This is a genomic window from Albidovulum salinarum (genome assembly GCF_025673475.1).
Lineage (GTDB): Bacteria > Pseudomonadota > Alphaproteobacteria > Rhodobacterales > Rhodobacteraceae > Albidovulum > Albidovulum salinarum.
The window spans coordinates 159,540-175,076 of the sequence record NZ_JAOVQO010000007.1; the positions used below are offsets into that span (position 1 = coordinate 159,540).

Below are 15,537 nucleotides of genomic sequence, written 5' to 3' on the forward strand. Positions count from 1 at the left end.
ACGGCACTTTGCCGGAAACGGGTAGCGATGCCCGACCGAAAGTGGGGCTTTGGCAACACTTCCTTGACTTTCCTCCCGGATATTCCGTTGGACGCCGCGAGCGCTTATTCTCATCGTGACGGCAGTCGTGTTCGTAACGGTGGGAGGGGTCGGAAGAATGGCCACGTTCACTTTGACGGCGCAGGACGTGAACGGCGATCCGCTCCAGTCGGGCGGGAACATAAATATCGTCACCAACGCCTGGACGTCGCTGACCTTTACTGATGTCGACGGCAAGCTCGGCACGGTGCAGCCTGGCGAATATGTCTCGCTCGACGGCGGCACGACGCAGCTTACGTACGCGTTTCTCGGGTTCGGGAATGTCCGTGGCGATCCGACGCAGCAGGCGGGTTTCATCCGCGTCGATCTCGGTGACGGCACGTTTCTGACCTTCGCCATCGACATGAATGCCGATGCCGACGACACGCCGGATCTCCAGAACGGCAATACCCAGCTGAACATCGATGATCTCGTCGTGAGCCCTCCGGCGCCCTGGCCGGTGCCGCCCTGCTTTACGCCGGGCACGCTGATCGCGACACCCGACGGGCCTCGGAAGGTCGAGGAGATCGGCGTCGGCGATCTTGTGACGACCATGGATCACGGGGCGCAGCCGGTGCGCTGGGCAGGACGGCGGCGGGTCGGCGGCATGGACCGCTTCGCGCCGGTACGGATCTCGGAGGGTGTGCTTGGCAACCGCCGCGCGCTTCTGGTCTCGCCGCAGCACCGGATGCTGGTCAGCGGCTGGCCGGCCGAACTTGTCACCGGTGAGGGCGAGGTGCTGGCCGCGGCCGCGCATCTCGTCGGCATGCCCGGCATCGCTCGCGCGCCGATGGCTGAGGTCGATTACCTGCACCTGATGTTCGACCGCCACGAGATCATCTTCGCCGAGGGCGCGGCCACCGAAAGCTTCCATCCCGGCGAAGTCATTCTGGAGAGCGACCGGGCGCTCAGGGAGGAGATCCTGGCGATCTTCCCCGAGCTCGCGACGGCCGCGGCGCGACGCCGTTCGCGCACGGCGCGTCCGGTGGCCAACGCGCGCGAGGCGCGGCTCTTCGTGGCCTGAGCTGGCGGGAATGGCTTGACCCCGGGGGGGCGGCCGTGGCTATGGTTCCGGCAATGGCGAAGGGCAGGTCAACAGCAGGGAAACCACGGCGGAAGGCGGCGCCGAAGGGCGCGGCAGCGGTTTTGGCGTTGACGCCGCGCGACCTTCTGCGCTGGGCCCGGCGCGGGGTTGCGGGCGTGGTCGGAGGGTTCCTGTTCCTGGTTCTCGCCTTCACCCTCATCAACCCGGTCATGACGCCCTACATGGTCGCCGAAAGCTGGCGCCGCGGCGGCATCGCCCGCGACTGGGTGCCGATCGAGGAGATCGCGCCGGAGCTGGCCCGCGCGGTGGTCGCGGCGGAGGACGCGAATTTCTGCCTGCACTGGGGCTTCGACATGCGGGCGATCCGCGCCGCGCTCGACGAGGGGTCGGGGCGCGGGGCCTCGACGCTCAGCCAGCAGGTGGTGAAGAACGTCTTTCTCTGGCAGGGGCGGAGCTGGCCGCGAAAGGCGCTGGAGGCGCTGATGACGCCGGTGGTGGAACTGGTCTGGACCAAGCGGCGGATCCTCGAGGTCTATCTCAACGTCGCCGAGACCGGGATCGGCACCTTCGGCGCCGAGGCCGGCGCGCAACGCTATTTCGGTGTTTCGGCAAGCGAGCTTGGCGCCGGGCAGGCGGCGCTGATCGCCGCGACGCTGCCCGATCCCAAGGGCCGCAACCCGGTCCGGCCCTCGGGCTTCCTGAAGAAACGCGCCCGCGCCATCGGCGAGGGGGCGGCGACGATCCGCGCCGACGGGCGTTCGGCCTGTTTCGAGGATTGAACCGCCGGGGCCGCGCCGCTATCACCGGGGAGATTGCAACCGAGTTCAGCCCATGACCCGTCTTTACCACGTTCCGCTTTCGCCCTTTTGCCGCAAGGTGCGGCTGACGCTTGCGGAGAAGCGGATCGAGGTCGAGCTGGTCGAGGAGCGCTACTGGGAACAGGGGCCGGATTTCCTGCGCCGCAACCCGGCCGGCAAGATCCCGGTCCTGCGCCATGACGGGCGGGTGATGTCGGAAAGCCAGGCGATCTGCGAATATCTCGACGAGACCGTGCCGGAACCGCGGCTGATGCCGAAGGATCCCGACGCGCGCTACGAGGTGCGCAGGCTCTGCGCCTGGTTCGACGACAAGTTTCATGACGAGGTGACCTCGAAGCTCCTCTACGAGCGGGTCAACAAGAAGGTGATGGGGCTCGGCTATCCCGAGTCGAAGAACGTCAAGGCGGGCGCGACGAGGATCAAGTACCACCTCGACTACCTGAGCTGGCTGCTCGACCAGCGCCGCTGGCTCGCCGGCAACGAGATGACGCTGGCCGATTTCGCCGCCGCGGCGCATCTGTCGAGCCTCGACTACATCTCGGACGTCGACTGGAACCGCAGCCAGAACGTCCGGGACTGGTATGCCAAGATCAAGTCGCGGCCCTCGTTCCGGTCGCTCCTGGCCGACCAGGTGCCGGGCTTCCCGCCGCCGCCGCATTACGCGGATCTGGATTTCTGATCCCGGCCGCCGGGGGTTTCACACCCCCGGACCCCCGTGGAGTGTTTTCGGACAGAAAGTGAGCAGGAGCATGGATATGTCCGCGCTCAAGGCACGGATCGCGGCGCGGGCGCTGGAGGAGGGATTCTCGGCGGCCGGGTTCTGCGCGCCGGGGGCGATCCCGGAGGCGGCGGCGCGGCTTTCGGCCTTCGTCGCGGCCGGCCGGCACGGGCAGATGGGCTGGATGGCGGAGCGCATGGGCTGGCGCGGCGATCCCGCGGCGCTCTGGCCCGAGGCGCGCACCGTGATCATGCTCGCCGAGGTCTATACGCCGGAGGCCGATCCGCGGGTGGTTCTGGCAGAGCGCGACCGCGGTGCGGTCAGCGTCTATGCGCAGGGCAAGGACTACCACGATCTGGTGAAGAAGCGGCTGAAGCGGCTCGGGCGCTGGCTGATCGAGGCGGCGGCGAAGGAGGGGCCGGCGCCGGAGATCAAGGTCTTCGTCGATACCGCGCCGGTGATGGAAAAGCCCCTTGGGCAGGCGGCGGGGATCGGCTGGCAGGGCAAGCACACCAATCTCGTCAGCCGCGAACTCGGCAGCTGGTTCTTTCTCGGCGCGATCTTCACCACGCTCGACCTGCCGAAGGACATGGCCGAGGGCGACCATTGCGGCTCGTGCCGGGCCTGTCTGGACGCTTGTCCGACCGCGGCCTTTCCGGCGCCCTATGAGCTCGATGCGCGGCGCTGCATCTCCTACCTCACGATCGAGCACAGGGGCCCGGTGGCGGAGGAGTTGCGCGGCCTCGTGGGCAACCGGATCTATGGCTGCGACGACTGTCTTGCCGCCTGTCCGTGGAACAAGTTCGCGGCGGCGGCGCGCGAGATCGGCTACCGGCCGCGGGTCGGTGCGCCGGAACTGGCCGAGCTCGCCATGCTCGACGATGCGGGGTTCCGGGAGCGGTTCTCGGGCTCGCCGATCAAGCGTATCGGGCGTGACAGGTTCGTGCGCAACGTGTTGTATGCAATCGGAAATTCTGCCAATCTGGCGCTCTGGCCGGTGGCGGGGGCGCTTTGCGACGATCCCGATCCGGCCGTGGCCGACGCCGCGCGCTGGGCCGTCGCCCGGCTGGCGGAGTGAGGCCGGAGCGGGACTTAGGAGGGCATTGGGGGTGGTCATGTGGCCGATTCGGCCCCATGCTGGACTTCGCCCCGACGCCTGGGGGCAGACGAAACCGAAGGAGGAGGAGAGTATGAGCCGGCATGCCGTCGACCGTCGGAAATCACCCGAAGGTGGCCGTCTGAAGAACTATGTCGAGGTCGAGAAGACCCATGGCGAGGAAGGCACGCATCCCGCCACCAAGGCGCTGCACGAGCGCACCACCGAGCGCAACAACGATGCGAAGCTCCGCGAGTATCTGAGGATCGAGCGCGGCCACCAGGCCTGACGGGTCCAAGGCCGGACCGGGCGGTCACTCGGCCGTTCGGATCAGCCGGGCGATCGCGTCGAAGCCGCGGGCCTCGGCATGGGCGAGAGGCGTCGTGCCGCCGCGATCCGCGATCGCGGGATCGGCGCCCGCCGTGACGAGGGCTTGCACCACCGCCTGGTGGTTCTCCCCGCCGTCGCCGAGGATCACCGCCTCGATGAGCGCGGTCCAGCCGAGATTGTTAACATGATCGAGCGGCGCGCCCGCCGCGATCAGCCGGCGCACGACCTCGGCATGGCCGAGATGGGCGGCGGCGATGAGCGCGGTGCCGTCATAGGGGCTGGTCGTGAGCCCCGGATCATTGCCGAGCGCGATGGCGAGCGACATCAGGTCCGGGTCGTTCGCGACCGCGGCGATGGTGACGGTGTCGTAGGCGTCGGCATCGAGCGCGTTCATGTCCGCCCCGGCCTCGGCCAGCGCGCGGAGAGCTTCGTCCTGCGAGGCGAAGGCGGCGACATGGGCCGGGGTGCGGCGGCGGCCGTCGCGGGCGTTGACGTTCGCGCCCTGGGCGGCGAGGCGGCGGATCGTGGCGACATCGCCCTCTTGCGCGGCGCGGTGGAGCCCGTCGTAGGCGGCGATCTCGGCCGCCGAGGGCGCGGTCTGGGCGGCGGCGGGCAGTGCCAGCATCGCGAGTGCGAGGATCAATCCGAACATGGTGCCTCCTGTCATTCCGGCGGTCTTGTCGGCCCGCCCGCCTGCGTCCATATGAGAGCCGAACAGGACGAGGGATACCATGATGACGCCGCGCGAACGAGTTTCGGCATTTCTTGAGACACCAACCGTGCGCAATGCGATCATCGGGGTGATCCTTTTCAACGCGGTGATCCTCGGGCTCGAGACCTCGCAGGTGGTGATGGCGCGGGCGGGCGGGCTTCTGCACCTGCTCGACACGCTTTGCCTGACGGTCTTCGTGGCCGAGATCGCGGCGAAGCTCTATGCGCGGCGGCTCGGGTTCTTCCGCAGCGGCTGGAACCTCTTCGACTTCGTCATCGTCGCGGTGGCGATGGCGCCGGCGGCACAGGGCTTCGCGGTCCTGCGGGTGCTGCGGATCCTGCGGGTGCTGCGGGTCATCTCGGTCACGCCGAGGCTCAGGCGCGTGGTCGAGGGCTTTATCTCGGCGCTGCCGGGGATGGGCTCGGTGTTCCTGCTGATGGGAATCATCTTCTATGCCGCCTCGGTGATGGCGACGAAGCTCTTCGGCGCGAGTTTCCCGGAGTGGTTCGGCACGCTTGGCCGGTCGGGCTACTCGCTCTTTCAGGTCATGACGCTGGAGAGCTGGTCGATGGGGATCGTGCGGCCGGTGATGGAGGTCTATCCGCTGGCCTGGGCCTTCTTCGTGCCCTTCATCCTGATGACCACCTTCGCGGTGATGAACCTCGTCGTCGGCCTCATCGTCAACTCGATGCAGGAGGCGCATGGCGAGGAGGAACACGCGATGACGGATGCCTATCGCGACGAGGTGCTGACCCGGCTCGCCGCGATCGAGGCGAAGCTCGATTCCAGCCGGATGGACCGGACCGGCTGAGGGGGCTCAGGCGCGCTTGGTCGCGACGCTCGCGACGCCGAGAACCTCGAGCACCTTGGCCTCGATCTCGGGCGCGTTCATGCCGGCGGTGGCGTACATGTCCTCGGGGCTCGCCTGGTCGATGAAGGTGTCGGGCAGGACCATCGAGCGGAACTTGTAGCCGCGGTCGAAGACGCCCTCCTCGGCGAGGAGTTGGGCGACATGGCTGCCGAAGCCGCCGATCGCGCCTTCCTCGATGGTGATCAGCGCCTCGTGGTCTTGGACCAGCCGCAGGATCAGGTCTCGGTCGAGAGGCTTGGCGAAGCGGGCGTCGGCCACCGTCGGGGCGAGGCCGCGTGCGGCGAGGGCTTCGCGCGCCTTCAGGACCTCGGCGAGGCGGGTGCCGAAGGAGAGGATCGCGACGCGGCCGCCGGTCGCGACGATGCGGCCGCGGCCGATCTCGAGCGGTGTCCCGCGTTCCGGCATCTCGACGCCCGCGCCGTCGCCGCGCGGGTAGCGGAAGGCGGAGGGGCGGTCGTCGATCGCGGCCGCCGTGGCGACCATGTGGACGAGCTCGGCCTCGTCGGCGGCGGCCATCACCACCATGTCGGGCAGGTTGGCGAGGAAGGCGATGTCGAAGGCGCCGGCATGGGTGGCGCCGTCGGCGCCCACTAGGCCCGCGCGGTCGATCGCGAAGCGCACCGGCAGGCGCTGGATCGCGACGTCGTGCACGACCTGGTCGTAGCCGCGCTGCAGGAAGGTCGAGTAGAGCGCGCAGAAGGGTTTAAGCCCCGCTGCGGCGAGGCCGGCGGCGAAGGTGACGGCGTGCTGCTCCGCGATGCCGACGTCGAAGCAGCGTTTCGGGAAGCGTTCGGCGAAAAGGTTGAGGCCGGTGCCGTCGGGCATCGCCGCGGTGACCGCGACGATCTTGTCGTCACGCTCGCCCTGCCGGACCAGCGCCTCCGCGAAGACCCTGGTGTAGGAGGGCGCGTTCGAGGGTGCCTTCTTCTGCTCGCCGGTGATGACGTCGAACTTGGCCGTGGCGTGGCCCTTGTCGGCGGCGCGCTCGGCCGGGCCGTAGCCCTTGCCCTTCTTGGTCAGCACATGGAGGAGGATCGGGCCGGTGGCGCGTTCATGCACCGTGCGCAGCACCGGCAGGAGCTGGTCGAGGTCATGCCCGTCGATCGGGCCGATGTAGGAAAACCCGAGCTCCTCAAAAAGAGTGCCGCCGATGGTCATGCCCTTCAGCATCTCCTTGGCGCGGCGGGCACCTTCCTGGAAGGGCTCGGGCAGGAGGCTTATCGCGCCCTTGGCGGCGGCCTTGAACTCCTGGAACGGCGCGCCGGCATAGAGCCGCGAGAGATAGGCCGACATCGCGCCCACCGGCGGCGCGATCGACATCTCGTTGTCATTGAGGATGACGAAGAGCCGCTTGCCGAGGTGGCCGGCATTGTTCATCGCCTCGTAGGCCATGCCCGCCGACATCGCGCCGTCGCCGATCACCGCCACCGCGTCGCCCGCCTCGCCGCCGAGATCGCGGGCGGCGGCGAAGCCGAGCGCGGCCGAGATCGAGGTCGACGAATGGGCGGCGCCGAAGGGGTCGTAGGGGCTTTCCGAGCGCTTGGTGAAGCCCGAGAGCCCGCCCTTCTGGCGCAGCGTGCGGATCCGGTCGCGGCGGCCGGTGAGGATCTTGTGCGGGTAGCACTGGTGGCCGACGTCCCAGATGATCTTGTCGCGCGGTGCGTCGAAGACCGCGTGCAGCGCGACCGTCAGCTCCACCACGCCGAGGCCGGCGCCGAGATGGCCGCCGGTGACCGAGACGGCCGAGATCGTCTCGGCCCGGAGCTCGTCGGCGAGGCGGTGCAGGTCGCGGTCGGAGAGCGCCTTGAGATCGGCGGGAACCGTCACGCGGTCGAGCGTCGGGGTGTTCGGTCTGTCACTCACTTGGGCGCCTGCTTGCGGTTTCCGGCCGGTTTAGACGGAATCGGGGCCGGGAACAATCGCCTTGGCCCGATATGGCCCGCGCTCAGGCGTCGCGGTCCACGACGAACCGCGCGGCCTCGCGCAGCGCCTCGGCCTTCGCGCCGTAGGGTTCGAGTGCCGCCTCGGCCTCGGCGACCAGCGCGCGGGCGCGGGCCTTCGCGGCCTCGAGGCCAAGGAGCGAGACGAAGGTCGCCTTGCCCGCCGCCGCATCCTTGCCGAGCGCCTTGCCGGCCTTCGCGGGGTCGCCCTCGACGTCGAGGATGTCGTCGGCGATCTGGAAGGCAAGGCCGAGCGCCTTGGCGTAGGCGGCCAGGGGCGCGGGGTCGGCCGCGGCGAGAAGCGCACCCGAGGTCGCGGCGAAGGCGATGAGCGCGCCGGTCTTGCCGGCCTGGAGTGCGGTGATCTCGTCGAGTGTCAGCGGGCGCGGTGCGGTCTCGGCGGCGATGTCGAGTGCCTGGCCGAGCACCATGCCCTCGGCGCCGGAGGCCAGCGCCAGCGCCCGGACCAGCGCGATCCGACGCTCGGCGGGGCCGAGGGCGGGGTCGCAGAGAAGCTCGAAGGCGAGAGTCTGGAGCGCGTCGCCGGCGAGGACCGCCGTCGCCTCGTCCCATTTGACATGGATCGTCGGCTGGCCGCGGCGGAGATCGTCGTCGTCCATCGACGGCAGGTCGTCATGGACGAGCGAATAGGCGTGCAGGGCCTCGACCGCGGCGGCGGCGGGCATGGCGCCCTCGGCCGCGATCCCGTGCAGCGCCGCGCTTTCAAGCACAAGAAACGCCCGAAGCCGCTTGCCACCCTGAAGGGTGTAACGCATGGCCTGGACGACGGGCACCTCGGCCCGGCTCGCAAGGGCGGCGTCGAGCGCGGCCTGCACGCCCGCCTGCGCCGCCTTCAGACGATCTGGGAACACTCAGAGACCTTCGACAGGGGTGAGGCCGTTCGGCTGGCCGTCGGGGCCGAGCGTGATCTTCGCGACCTTCTCCTCGGCTTCCTTCAGCTTCTTCTCGCAATGGGCCTTGAGCTTCGCGCCCTCTTCATAGAGCGCGATCGACTTCTCGAGCTCGACATTGCCGGATTCGAGGTCGCGCACGACCGTTTCCAGCGCCTTCATCGCCTCTTCGAAGCTCATCTTCCCGATCTCGCTCATGCGCCCCGCTCCATCAGCACCTTCACATGCTGGGCGACCGAAGCGCCCAGCGCGTCGAGATCATAGCCACCCTCCAGGGAGGATACCACCCGGCCCGCGCAGGTCTCCTCGGTGAGGTCGCAGATCGCATGGGTGATCCAGGCGAAGTCGGCCTCGGTCCAGTTGAGGCCGGCGAGCGGGTCATCGCGATGGGCGTCGAAGCCGGCCGAGACGAGGATCAGCTCAGGCCTGAAGGCGGCGACGCGGGGCAGCGCCGCCTCCCAGGCCACGCGCATCTCGTGACCGCCCGAGCCGGGGCCGAGCGGAAGGTTGACGATCTGGCCATGCGCGCCGGTCTCGTCCGCCGCACCGGAGCCGGGATAGAGCGGCATCTGGTGCGAGGAGACGAACATCGCGCGCGGCTCGTCCCAGAGAAGATCCTGGGTGCCATTGCCGTGATGGACGTCGAAATCGAGCACCGCGACGCGGGACAGCCCGTGATGGTCGAGCGCGTATTTCGCGGCGATGGCGACGGTGCCGAAGAGGCAAAAGCCCATCGCCCGCGCGCGCTCGGCGTGATGGCCGGGCGGGCGCATCGCGACGAAGGCGTTCGCGACCGCGCCCGAGAGCACCGCGTCGACCGCCGCCTCCGCCGCGCCGACGGCGCGCAAGCCGGCCTCGAAGGAAGCGGGCGCCATGAAGGTGTCGGGATCGAGCTGCGCCCAGCCGGTGCCGGGCGAGGCCTTGCGGATCAGGTCCAGATAGGCTGGCGTATGGCAGCGCAGCACCTCCTCGGCGGCGGCCAAGGGCGAAGTACGGCGGTCGAGCCCGGCGAATTCGGGATCGCGAAGCGCCGCGTAGATCGCTTCGAGCCGCTCGAGGCGTTCGGGATGGCCGGCGGGGGTGACATGGGCGAGTCCCGCCTCATGGGTGAAGAATGCCGTGCTCACCGGACCAGCCCTTTCATCTTGCTTCAAATATCCGCGCCGAAGGCCCGGCCGGCCGCGAGACCGGCCGGTCCAAGGTCATTCCGGCGCCAGCATGTAGCCCGCGCCGCGCACCGTCTGCAGGTAGCGCGGCTGTTTCGGATCGGCCTCGAATTTGCGCCGGAGCCGGGTGATCTGGACGTCGACCGCGCGTTCCTGGGCCTGGCCGCCGTCGCCCTTGCCGCCGCCGCCGCGGCCGAGATCCTCGACGAGCTCGGTGCGGCTCACCGGTTCGCCGGCGCGGCCGGCAAAGATCCGCATCAGCGCGGCCTCGGTCGCGGTCAGCCGCACCAGGCTGTCGCCGCGCCACATCTCGCCGCGGTCGACATCGTAGCGCACGTCGCCGAGATGCAGCACCTTCGGCGCCTTCGGCTCGGCCACCGTGGGAGTGCGGCGCAGGATCGCGTTGATCCGCAAGAGCAGCTCCTTCGGCTCGAACGGCTTGGCGAGGTAGTCGTCCGCCCCGGCCTCGAGTCCGGCGATTCGGTCTGCGGTCTCGCCGCGCGCGGTCAGGAGCAGGATCGGCGTCGTCATCTTCTCGCGAAGGTCGCGGCTCAGGCTCACCCCGTCCTCGCCGGGCATCATCACGTCCATGACGATCAGGTCGAAGTCGAGCCCCTTCAGGAGCCGCCGCGCATGGGCGGCGTCGCGCGCGGTCGAGACATAGAAGCCCTGACGGGCCAGGAACTTCTGCAACAGCCCCCGGATCCGCTCGTCGTCGTCGACGATGAGTAGATGCACGTCGTTCGGCGCGCTCATGCGGTGTGGTCCTTCATCGACTGGTAATGGCGGCGGATGTCGGGATCCATCATCGCCTCGAGCACCTGGCGGAACCCGGCCACGGCGGCCGGGCCGGCGGCGCGGTAGGCCGCGCGCATCCGGGCGCGCTGGGCGTCGGAGAGTTCGCGTTCCAGCATCGCGCCCTTCTCGGTCAGGTGGAGATGGCGTTCGCGCTTGTCGCGCCGGCCGACGCGGCTTTCGACGAGGCCGTCCTCCACCAGCGTCCGGAGCACCCGGTTCAGTGACTGCTTGGTCACGCCGAGCATCGTCAGGAGCGTGTTGACCGTCAGTCCCGGCTGACGGTTGATGAAATGGATCGCCCGGTGGTGGGCGCGGCCATATTCGTAGTTCTCGAGAATCCGGTCGGGATCGGCGGTGAAGGCGCGATAGGCGAAGAACATCGCCTCGATGCCCTTCCTGAGCTGTTCGTCGGTCAGGAACAGCAGGCTTTCGCCGCCTTGCGTTCCCGGGCTGCCCGCCGTCATTTCCGCGATCCTCTGTGCCTGTCGTCCGGTTCCCGCCGATTTTATGTCAGCTATGTTGACTTTCCAAGAATCAATTGCTAGCCGTTGCCGGAAATCGCGCAATATTATGTCCGCATCGGACTTATTGCACGCAACATTTGGAAATCGGCGGGGCCGAGGAGGGCAAGATGGCTGGTGCCTATGACGATCGCGACGGCAAGATCTGGATGGATGGCAAGCTCGTGGAGTGGCGCGACGCGAAGGTTCATATCCTGACCCACGCGCTGCACTACGCCTCCTCGGTCTTCGAGGGCGAACGCTGCTACAACGGCAAGATCTTCAAGAGCTCCGAGCATTCCGCGCGGCTCTTGCGCTCGGGCGAGCTTCTCGACATGCCGATCCCCTATTCGGTCGAGGAGATCAACGCGGCCAAGGAAGCGGTGCTGAAGGCCAACGGCTGGGACAACGCCTATGTACGCGCGCTGGCGTGGCGCGGGTCGGGCGAGGACATGGGTGTCGCGGCCAAGCGCAACCCGGTCCGGCTCGCGGTCGCGGCCTGGGAATGGGGCAGCTATTACGGCGACGCCAAGATGAAGGGCGCCAAGCTCGACATCGCCAAGTGGCGGCGCCCCGACCCGGCGACGATCCCCTCGGAGGCGAAGGCGGCCGGGCTTTACATGATCTGCACGATGTCGAAACACGCCGCCGAGGCCAAGGGCTGTTCGGACGCGATGATGTTCGACTACCGCGGCTATGTCGCAGAGGCGACCGGCGCCAACATCTTCTTCGTCAAGGACGGCGAGGTGCATACGCCGAAGCCCGACTGCTTCCTCAACGGCCTGACGCGCCAGACGGTGATCGGGATGCTGAAGGACATGCAGGTCAAGGTGCATGAGCGCCACATCATGCCGGAGGAGCTCGAGAGCTTCGAGCAGTGCTGGCTGACCGGCACCGCCGCCGAGGTCACGCCGGTCGGGCAGATCGGCGACTATCACTTCGAGGTCGGCGAGCTGACGAAGCGGGTCGCGAGCGAGTACGAGAAGCTCGTGCGGGCATAGTATCCACAGGAATCACGTTCTGTCCCCAAGTGGCGCTGATTCCCTCACAGCCTTATCCACAAGGTAGTGTTGACGCGAAGATTCAGTCGTGATTCACTGAGATCGCTACGGTTGAGCCGGAAACGGTTCGGCTTGGGGTCGGGGAAACTCGACCCCATTTCTATTTGTTTTCAATGGGATATTAAATTGCGCGCTGGAGTGCTCCTGCTCCAATATTTTGTTTTCAAAAGCATATCTTGGTGTTGACCCCGCCCCTACCGCCTACATATCGTGTAAGAGGCCCGGCTCAACCGTAGCAAGTCGTGATCGGGTCGAATGGTGAAACCTGATCATGGAGGCCATCATGGCACACCGGATTGACTGTATCGAGAAAGATGACCGATACGATCCGACGCAAGCAATTCAGTTCGTTGGCGGGCGAAATTCCGACGGAACGCGCTGGCGCATTTCTCAGAGGGACGCGATTGCCGGGATAGAGAGCGGGAAATGGGCATTCTATGTCTTAGCCGGCGGGCGGCGCATCAATGTAATCGTCGCGGTCAGCCGTTTCGGTAACAAGTACATCAAGTCCGAGGCTGACGATTTCTCTCCGAACAACTTGCTGAACCTGCAATCGTGCAGCTTTGCAGCCTAGCAACACCTTAAGAACGGCGTGGGCGCACTGCGCCCCGCCCCAACGTCCCAACCGATCCGAGGATTACTAGGAACTCCGCAATAACCCGTGGAGCCCCGCCCGGTAGTCCGGATAGGCGAGCGCGACCCCGAGGTCGCGCTTGATCCGGTCGTTCCGCACCCGCTTCGATTCCGCGTAGAAGCTGCGGGCGAGCGGGGTCATCTCGGCCTCGTCGAACGGCACTTCGGGCGGCAACGGCAGGCCGAGGAGGCGCGCGGCCTCGGCCAGCACGTCCTCGGGCGGGGCGGGGTCGTCGTCGGCGAGGTTGTAGACGGCACCGGGGTCGGGCCGGGCGATCGAGGCGGCGAGCACCGCCGCGATGTCCTCGACATGGATGCGGCTGAAGTACTGGTTTTCCCGGATGATGCGGCGCGCGGTGCCGTTCCGGACCTTCTCGAACGGGCCGCGGCCGGGGCCGTAGATCCCGGCGAGGCGGAAGATGTGGAGCGGCAGGCCGCTGCGTTCGGCGAGGGCTTGCCACTGGCTTTCGGCCAGCACCCGGATCCGGCCGCGCTTCGTTGTCGGCGTGAGCGGCGTCGTCTCGTCGACCCAGCCGCCCTGGTGGTCGCCGTAGACCCCCGTCGTCGAGAGATAGCCGACCCATTGCAGATGCGGCGCGGCGGCGGCGATCTCGTCGGCATGGGCGGCGAGGACTGGGTCGCCCGCCTCGCCGGGCGCGATCGAGACGAGGACATGCGTGGCGCGGGCAAGTGCGGGCTTGAGATCGTCGCCGGGCCAGATCAGCGCCTCGATGCCTTCCCGACGGAGCCGCTCGGCCTTCTCGGCGCGCCGGGTGGTGCCGATGATCGTCCAGCCGTCGAGCCGGCGGGCGAGGGCGGCGGCGGAATAACCGTGGCCGAGGGAGAGAAGCGTCGCTGTCATGGCGCGACTATCCGGCGCGACCCCGGCCGGCGCAAGGGGGCGCGACAATGCGCGCCCGCTTGACGGCGGGCCTTCGCGATGGCTGGATGCGGGCATGGGAGACCAGGATCAGGAACTCGACGCCGCCTATGCGCTGAAGACGCCCGAGGATTCGGTGCGGCTCTATGGCGACTGGGCGACGACCTATGACACCGATTTCGCGGCGGCGATGGACTACCGCTCGCCGGTCGAGGTGGCGCGCGAATTTGCGGGGCTCGGGGGCGCGGGGCCGGTGCTAGATGTCGGCGCCGGGACCGGGCTGGTCGGCGAGGCGTTGAAGGCGGCGGGGATCGGACCGGTGGACGGGCTCGACATCTCGGCCGCGATGCTGGCCGAGGCTGCGGCCAAGGGCGCCTACCGGGACACGATCGTCGCGGACCTGACGGGCAAGCTCGACCTGTCCGACTCGGCCTACGCCGGCGTGGTCAGCGCGGGCACCTTCACCTCGGGCCATGTCGGGCCGGAGGCGTTCGAGGAGCTTCTGAGGATCGCCGTGCCGGGGGCCATCTTTGCGGTCACGGTGCACAGCGCGGTCTATGAGGCCGGCGGTTTCGCCGCCCATTTCGCGTCCTTGGGCCCCAGGATCGCCGATTTCCGCACCGTGCCGTTCCGGGTCTACGGACCGGCCGCAGAGGGCGAACACAGCGACGACATCGGCTGGATCGTCAGTTTCCGGAAGGCATGATGGACGACGCCACGCCCCGGCCGGGGATCACCATCCGCTACTGCACCCAGTGCAACTGGCTTCTGCGCTCGGCCTGGCTGGCGCAGGAACTGCTGTCGACCTTCGGCGAGGAACTGGGCGGGGTGACGCTGATCCCCGGCAGCGGCGGCGTGTTCGAGATCCGCGTCGACGGCGAGACGGTCTGGGAGCGCAAGCGCGACGGCGGCTTTCCCGAGGCGAAGGTGCTGAAGGCGCGGGTGCGCGACCGGATCGCGCCCGGGCGCGATCTCGGCCATATCGACCGGGCGGGAGGTTGAGCCGATGTCCTTCTCGATCACCGACGCGCTCTGGCTCTTCCTGATCCTCTCGGCGCTGCAGCCGATGATCGCGCGCAAGATCACCGACATGCGGCGGCTGGCGATGATCTCGCAGATCGAGAAGCAGCGCGGCAGCCGGGTGATCCTGATGGTGCACCGGCAGGAGACGATGCGGCTCCTGGGCTTTCCGCTGGTGCGCTACATCGACATCCAGGACAGCGAGGATGTGCTCCGCGCGATCCGCATGACCGACGACGACATGCCATTGGACATCGTGCTGCACACGCCGGGCGGGCTCGTCCTCGCCGCGTTGCAGATCGCCCGCGCGGTCGAGGCGCACAAGGGCAAGGTGACGGTCTTCGTACCGCATCACGCGATGTCGGGCGGCACGCTGATCGCGCTTGCCGCCGACGAGATCGTGATGTGCGAGCATTCGGTGCTTGGGCCGATCGATCCGCAGATCGGACAGTATCCCGCCGCCTCGATCCTGAGCGCGGTGGAGCGAAAGCCGGTGGCGGAGGTCGACGACGCGACGCTGATCCTTGCCGATGTGGCGAGGAAGGCGCTCGACCAGGTGATCGGAGCGGCGACGGCGCTTCTCTCGGTCCGGATGCCGAAGGAGAAGGCGGCGGCACTCGCCGGGACGCTCGCCTCGGGGACCTGGACCCATGACTATCCGATCGCGGCGGCCGAGGCGGCGGCCCTCGGCCTGCCGGTCACGACCGCGATGCCGGAGGAGGTGCTGACGCTGATGACGCTCTATCCCCAGCCGGTGCGGCAGTCAGGCGGGGTCGAGTACCTGCCGGTGCCGCGCGAACGCCCGGCGCGGGCGCCAAAGAGCTGACGTGCCGGGCCTTGCGAGGCCCCGGGCGATCTGTCACGGTTCGGCATGACGAAACGCAGCGATTTCCCCGAACCGAGACCCGCAACCAGCCACGAGGCGAAGCCCCGGCGGCCTAAGCCGGGCCGGGCGGGGGG

The 15,537-nt window shown here is 68.3% G+C and carries 19 protein-coding genes; 11 read left to right on the forward strand and 8 right to left on the reverse strand.

The genetic code is table 11. The features are described from left to right. Nucleotides 1-157: 157 nt before the first annotated feature. From OEZ60_RS09245 to OEZ60_RS09265, 5 genes are all read left to right on the forward strand, one after another. Nucleotides 158-1,102, forward strand: a complete 945-nt coding sequence (locus tag OEZ60_RS09245; RefSeq protein WP_263335315.1) for a Hint domain-containing protein — start codon at nucleotides 158-160, stop codon at nucleotides 1,100-1,102. A gap of 53 nt (nucleotides 1,103-1,155) precedes the next feature. Beyond that, nucleotides 1,156-1,902, forward strand: coding sequence for a monofunctional biosynthetic peptidoglycan transglycosylase (gene mtgA, locus OEZ60_RS09250; RefSeq protein ID WP_263335414.1), 747 nt, complete (start codon nucleotides 1,156-1,158; stop codon nucleotides 1,900-1,902). A 52-nt stretch (nucleotides 1,903-1,954) separates the two neighbouring features. After that, the gene (gene fzlA, locus OEZ60_RS09255; protein ID WP_263335317.1) at nucleotides 1,955-2,620 is read left to right on the forward strand and encodes an FtsZ-binding protein FzlA; all 666 of its coding nucleotides are present in this window, start codon (nucleotides 1,955-1,957) and stop codon (nucleotides 2,618-2,620) included. Nucleotides 2,621-2,696: 76 nt separating this feature from the next. After that, complete coding sequence (gene queG / locus OEZ60_RS09260; RefSeq protein ID WP_263335319.1) at nucleotides 2,697-3,737, forward strand: tRNA epoxyqueuosine(34) reductase QueG; 1,041 nt, start codon at nucleotides 2,697-2,699, stop codon at nucleotides 3,735-3,737. Between the two features lie 112 nt (nucleotides 3,738-3,849). Next, nucleotides 3,850-4,044: a hypothetical protein gene (locus OEZ60_RS09265; RefSeq protein WP_263335320.1), complete on the forward strand. Its 195-nt coding sequence runs from the start codon at nucleotides 3,850-3,852 to the stop codon at nucleotides 4,042-4,044. A 24-nt stretch (nucleotides 4,045-4,068) separates the two neighbouring features. Here the strand turns inward: OEZ60_RS09265 and OEZ60_RS09270 are convergent, their stop codons facing one another. Beyond that, nucleotides 4,069-4,737 (reverse strand): ankyrin repeat domain-containing protein, encoded by a 669-nt coding sequence (locus OEZ60_RS09270; RefSeq protein WP_263335322.1) that lies wholly within the window; start codon nucleotides 4,735-4,737, stop codon nucleotides 4,069-4,071. An 82-nt stretch (nucleotides 4,738-4,819) separates the two neighbouring features. On the opposite strand from OEZ60_RS09270, the gene OEZ60_RS09275 reads away from it, so the two are divergent. Continuing rightward, nucleotides 4,820-5,608: an ion transporter gene (locus OEZ60_RS09275; protein WP_263335323.1), complete on the forward strand. Its 789-nt coding sequence runs from the start codon at nucleotides 4,820-4,822 to the stop codon at nucleotides 5,606-5,608. Nucleotides 5,609-5,614: 6 nt separating this feature from the next. Here OEZ60_RS09275 and dxs read toward each other — a convergent pair whose 3' ends face one another. From dxs to OEZ60_RS09305, 6 genes are all read right to left on the reverse strand, one after another. Further along, nucleotides 5,615-7,531 carry a 1-deoxy-D-xylulose-5-phosphate synthase gene (dxs, locus tag OEZ60_RS09280; RefSeq protein WP_263335325.1) on the reverse strand — a complete coding sequence of 639 codons (1,917 nt, stop codon included), beginning with the start codon at nucleotides 7,529-7,531 and terminating at the stop codon, nucleotides 5,615-5,617. A gap of 82 nt (nucleotides 7,532-7,613) precedes the next feature. Next, nucleotides 7,614-8,480 (reverse strand): polyprenyl synthetase family protein, encoded by an 867-nt coding sequence (locus OEZ60_RS09285; protein ID WP_263335327.1) that lies wholly within the window; start codon nucleotides 8,478-8,480, stop codon nucleotides 7,614-7,616. Further along, nucleotides 8,481-8,717, reverse strand: a complete 237-nt coding sequence (locus OEZ60_RS09290; RefSeq protein ID WP_263335328.1) for an exodeoxyribonuclease VII small subunit — start codon at nucleotides 8,715-8,717, stop codon at nucleotides 8,481-8,483. Further along, the gene (locus OEZ60_RS09295) at nucleotides 8,714-9,646 is read right to left on the reverse strand and encodes a histone deacetylase family protein (RefSeq protein WP_263335330.1); all 933 of its coding nucleotides are present in this window, start codon (nucleotides 9,644-9,646) and stop codon (nucleotides 8,714-8,716) included. The genes OEZ60_RS09290 and OEZ60_RS09295 overlap by 4 nt, the downstream gene beginning before the upstream one ends. A gap of 75 nt (nucleotides 9,647-9,721) precedes the next feature. Continuing rightward, nucleotides 9,722-10,441, reverse strand: coding sequence for a response regulator (locus OEZ60_RS09300; RefSeq protein WP_263335331.1), 720 nt, complete (start codon nucleotides 10,439-10,441; stop codon nucleotides 9,722-9,724). After that, nucleotides 10,438-10,947 carry a MarR family winged helix-turn-helix transcriptional regulator gene (locus OEZ60_RS09305; protein ID WP_263335333.1) on the reverse strand — a complete coding sequence of 170 codons (510 nt, stop codon included), beginning with the start codon at nucleotides 10,945-10,947 and terminating at the stop codon, nucleotides 10,438-10,440. Before OEZ60_RS09305 ends, OEZ60_RS09300 begins: the two co-directional genes overlap by 4 nt. A gap of 167 nt (nucleotides 10,948-11,114) precedes the next feature. Between OEZ60_RS09305 and OEZ60_RS09310 the strand changes: the two genes are divergently transcribed. Together OEZ60_RS09310 and OEZ60_RS09315 are read left to right on the forward strand one after the other, a co-directional pair. Next, on the forward strand, nucleotides 11,115-11,984 hold the full coding sequence (locus OEZ60_RS09310) for a branched-chain amino acid aminotransferase (RefSeq protein ID WP_263335336.1): 870 nt from the start codon (nucleotides 11,115-11,117) through the stop codon (nucleotides 11,982-11,984). A gap of 343 nt (nucleotides 11,985-12,327) precedes the next feature. After that, nucleotides 12,328-12,618, forward strand: a complete 291-nt coding sequence (locus OEZ60_RS09315; protein WP_263335337.1) for a DUF3892 domain-containing protein — start codon at nucleotides 12,328-12,330, stop codon at nucleotides 12,616-12,618. 66 nt (nucleotides 12,619-12,684) lie between these two features. Here OEZ60_RS09315 and OEZ60_RS09320 read toward each other — a convergent pair whose 3' ends face one another. Beyond that, nucleotides 12,685-13,539: an SDR family oxidoreductase gene (locus OEZ60_RS09320; protein ID WP_263335338.1), complete on the reverse strand. Its 855-nt coding sequence runs from the start codon at nucleotides 13,537-13,539 to the stop codon at nucleotides 12,685-12,687. A 94-nt stretch (nucleotides 13,540-13,633) separates the two neighbouring features. Between OEZ60_RS09320 and OEZ60_RS09325 the strand changes: the two genes are divergently transcribed. From OEZ60_RS09325 to OEZ60_RS09335, 3 genes are read left to right on the forward strand one after another with little or no spacing between them, the layout of a single operon-like run. Beyond that, complete coding sequence (locus OEZ60_RS09325; protein WP_263335340.1) at nucleotides 13,634-14,263, forward strand: class I SAM-dependent DNA methyltransferase; 630 nt, start codon at nucleotides 13,634-13,636, stop codon at nucleotides 14,261-14,263. Continuing rightward, nucleotides 14,263-14,559, forward strand: coding sequence for an Rdx family protein (locus OEZ60_RS09330; protein ID WP_411709793.1), 297 nt, complete (start codon nucleotides 14,263-14,265; stop codon nucleotides 14,557-14,559). Before OEZ60_RS09325 ends, OEZ60_RS09330 begins: the two co-directional genes overlap by 1 nt. Before the next feature lie 4 nt (nucleotides 14,560-14,563). Further along, nucleotides 14,564-15,403: an SDH family Clp fold serine proteinase gene (locus OEZ60_RS09335; RefSeq protein WP_263335343.1), complete on the forward strand. Its 840-nt coding sequence runs from the start codon at nucleotides 14,564-14,566 to the stop codon at nucleotides 15,401-15,403. Nucleotides 15,404-15,537: the final 134 nt, after the last annotated feature.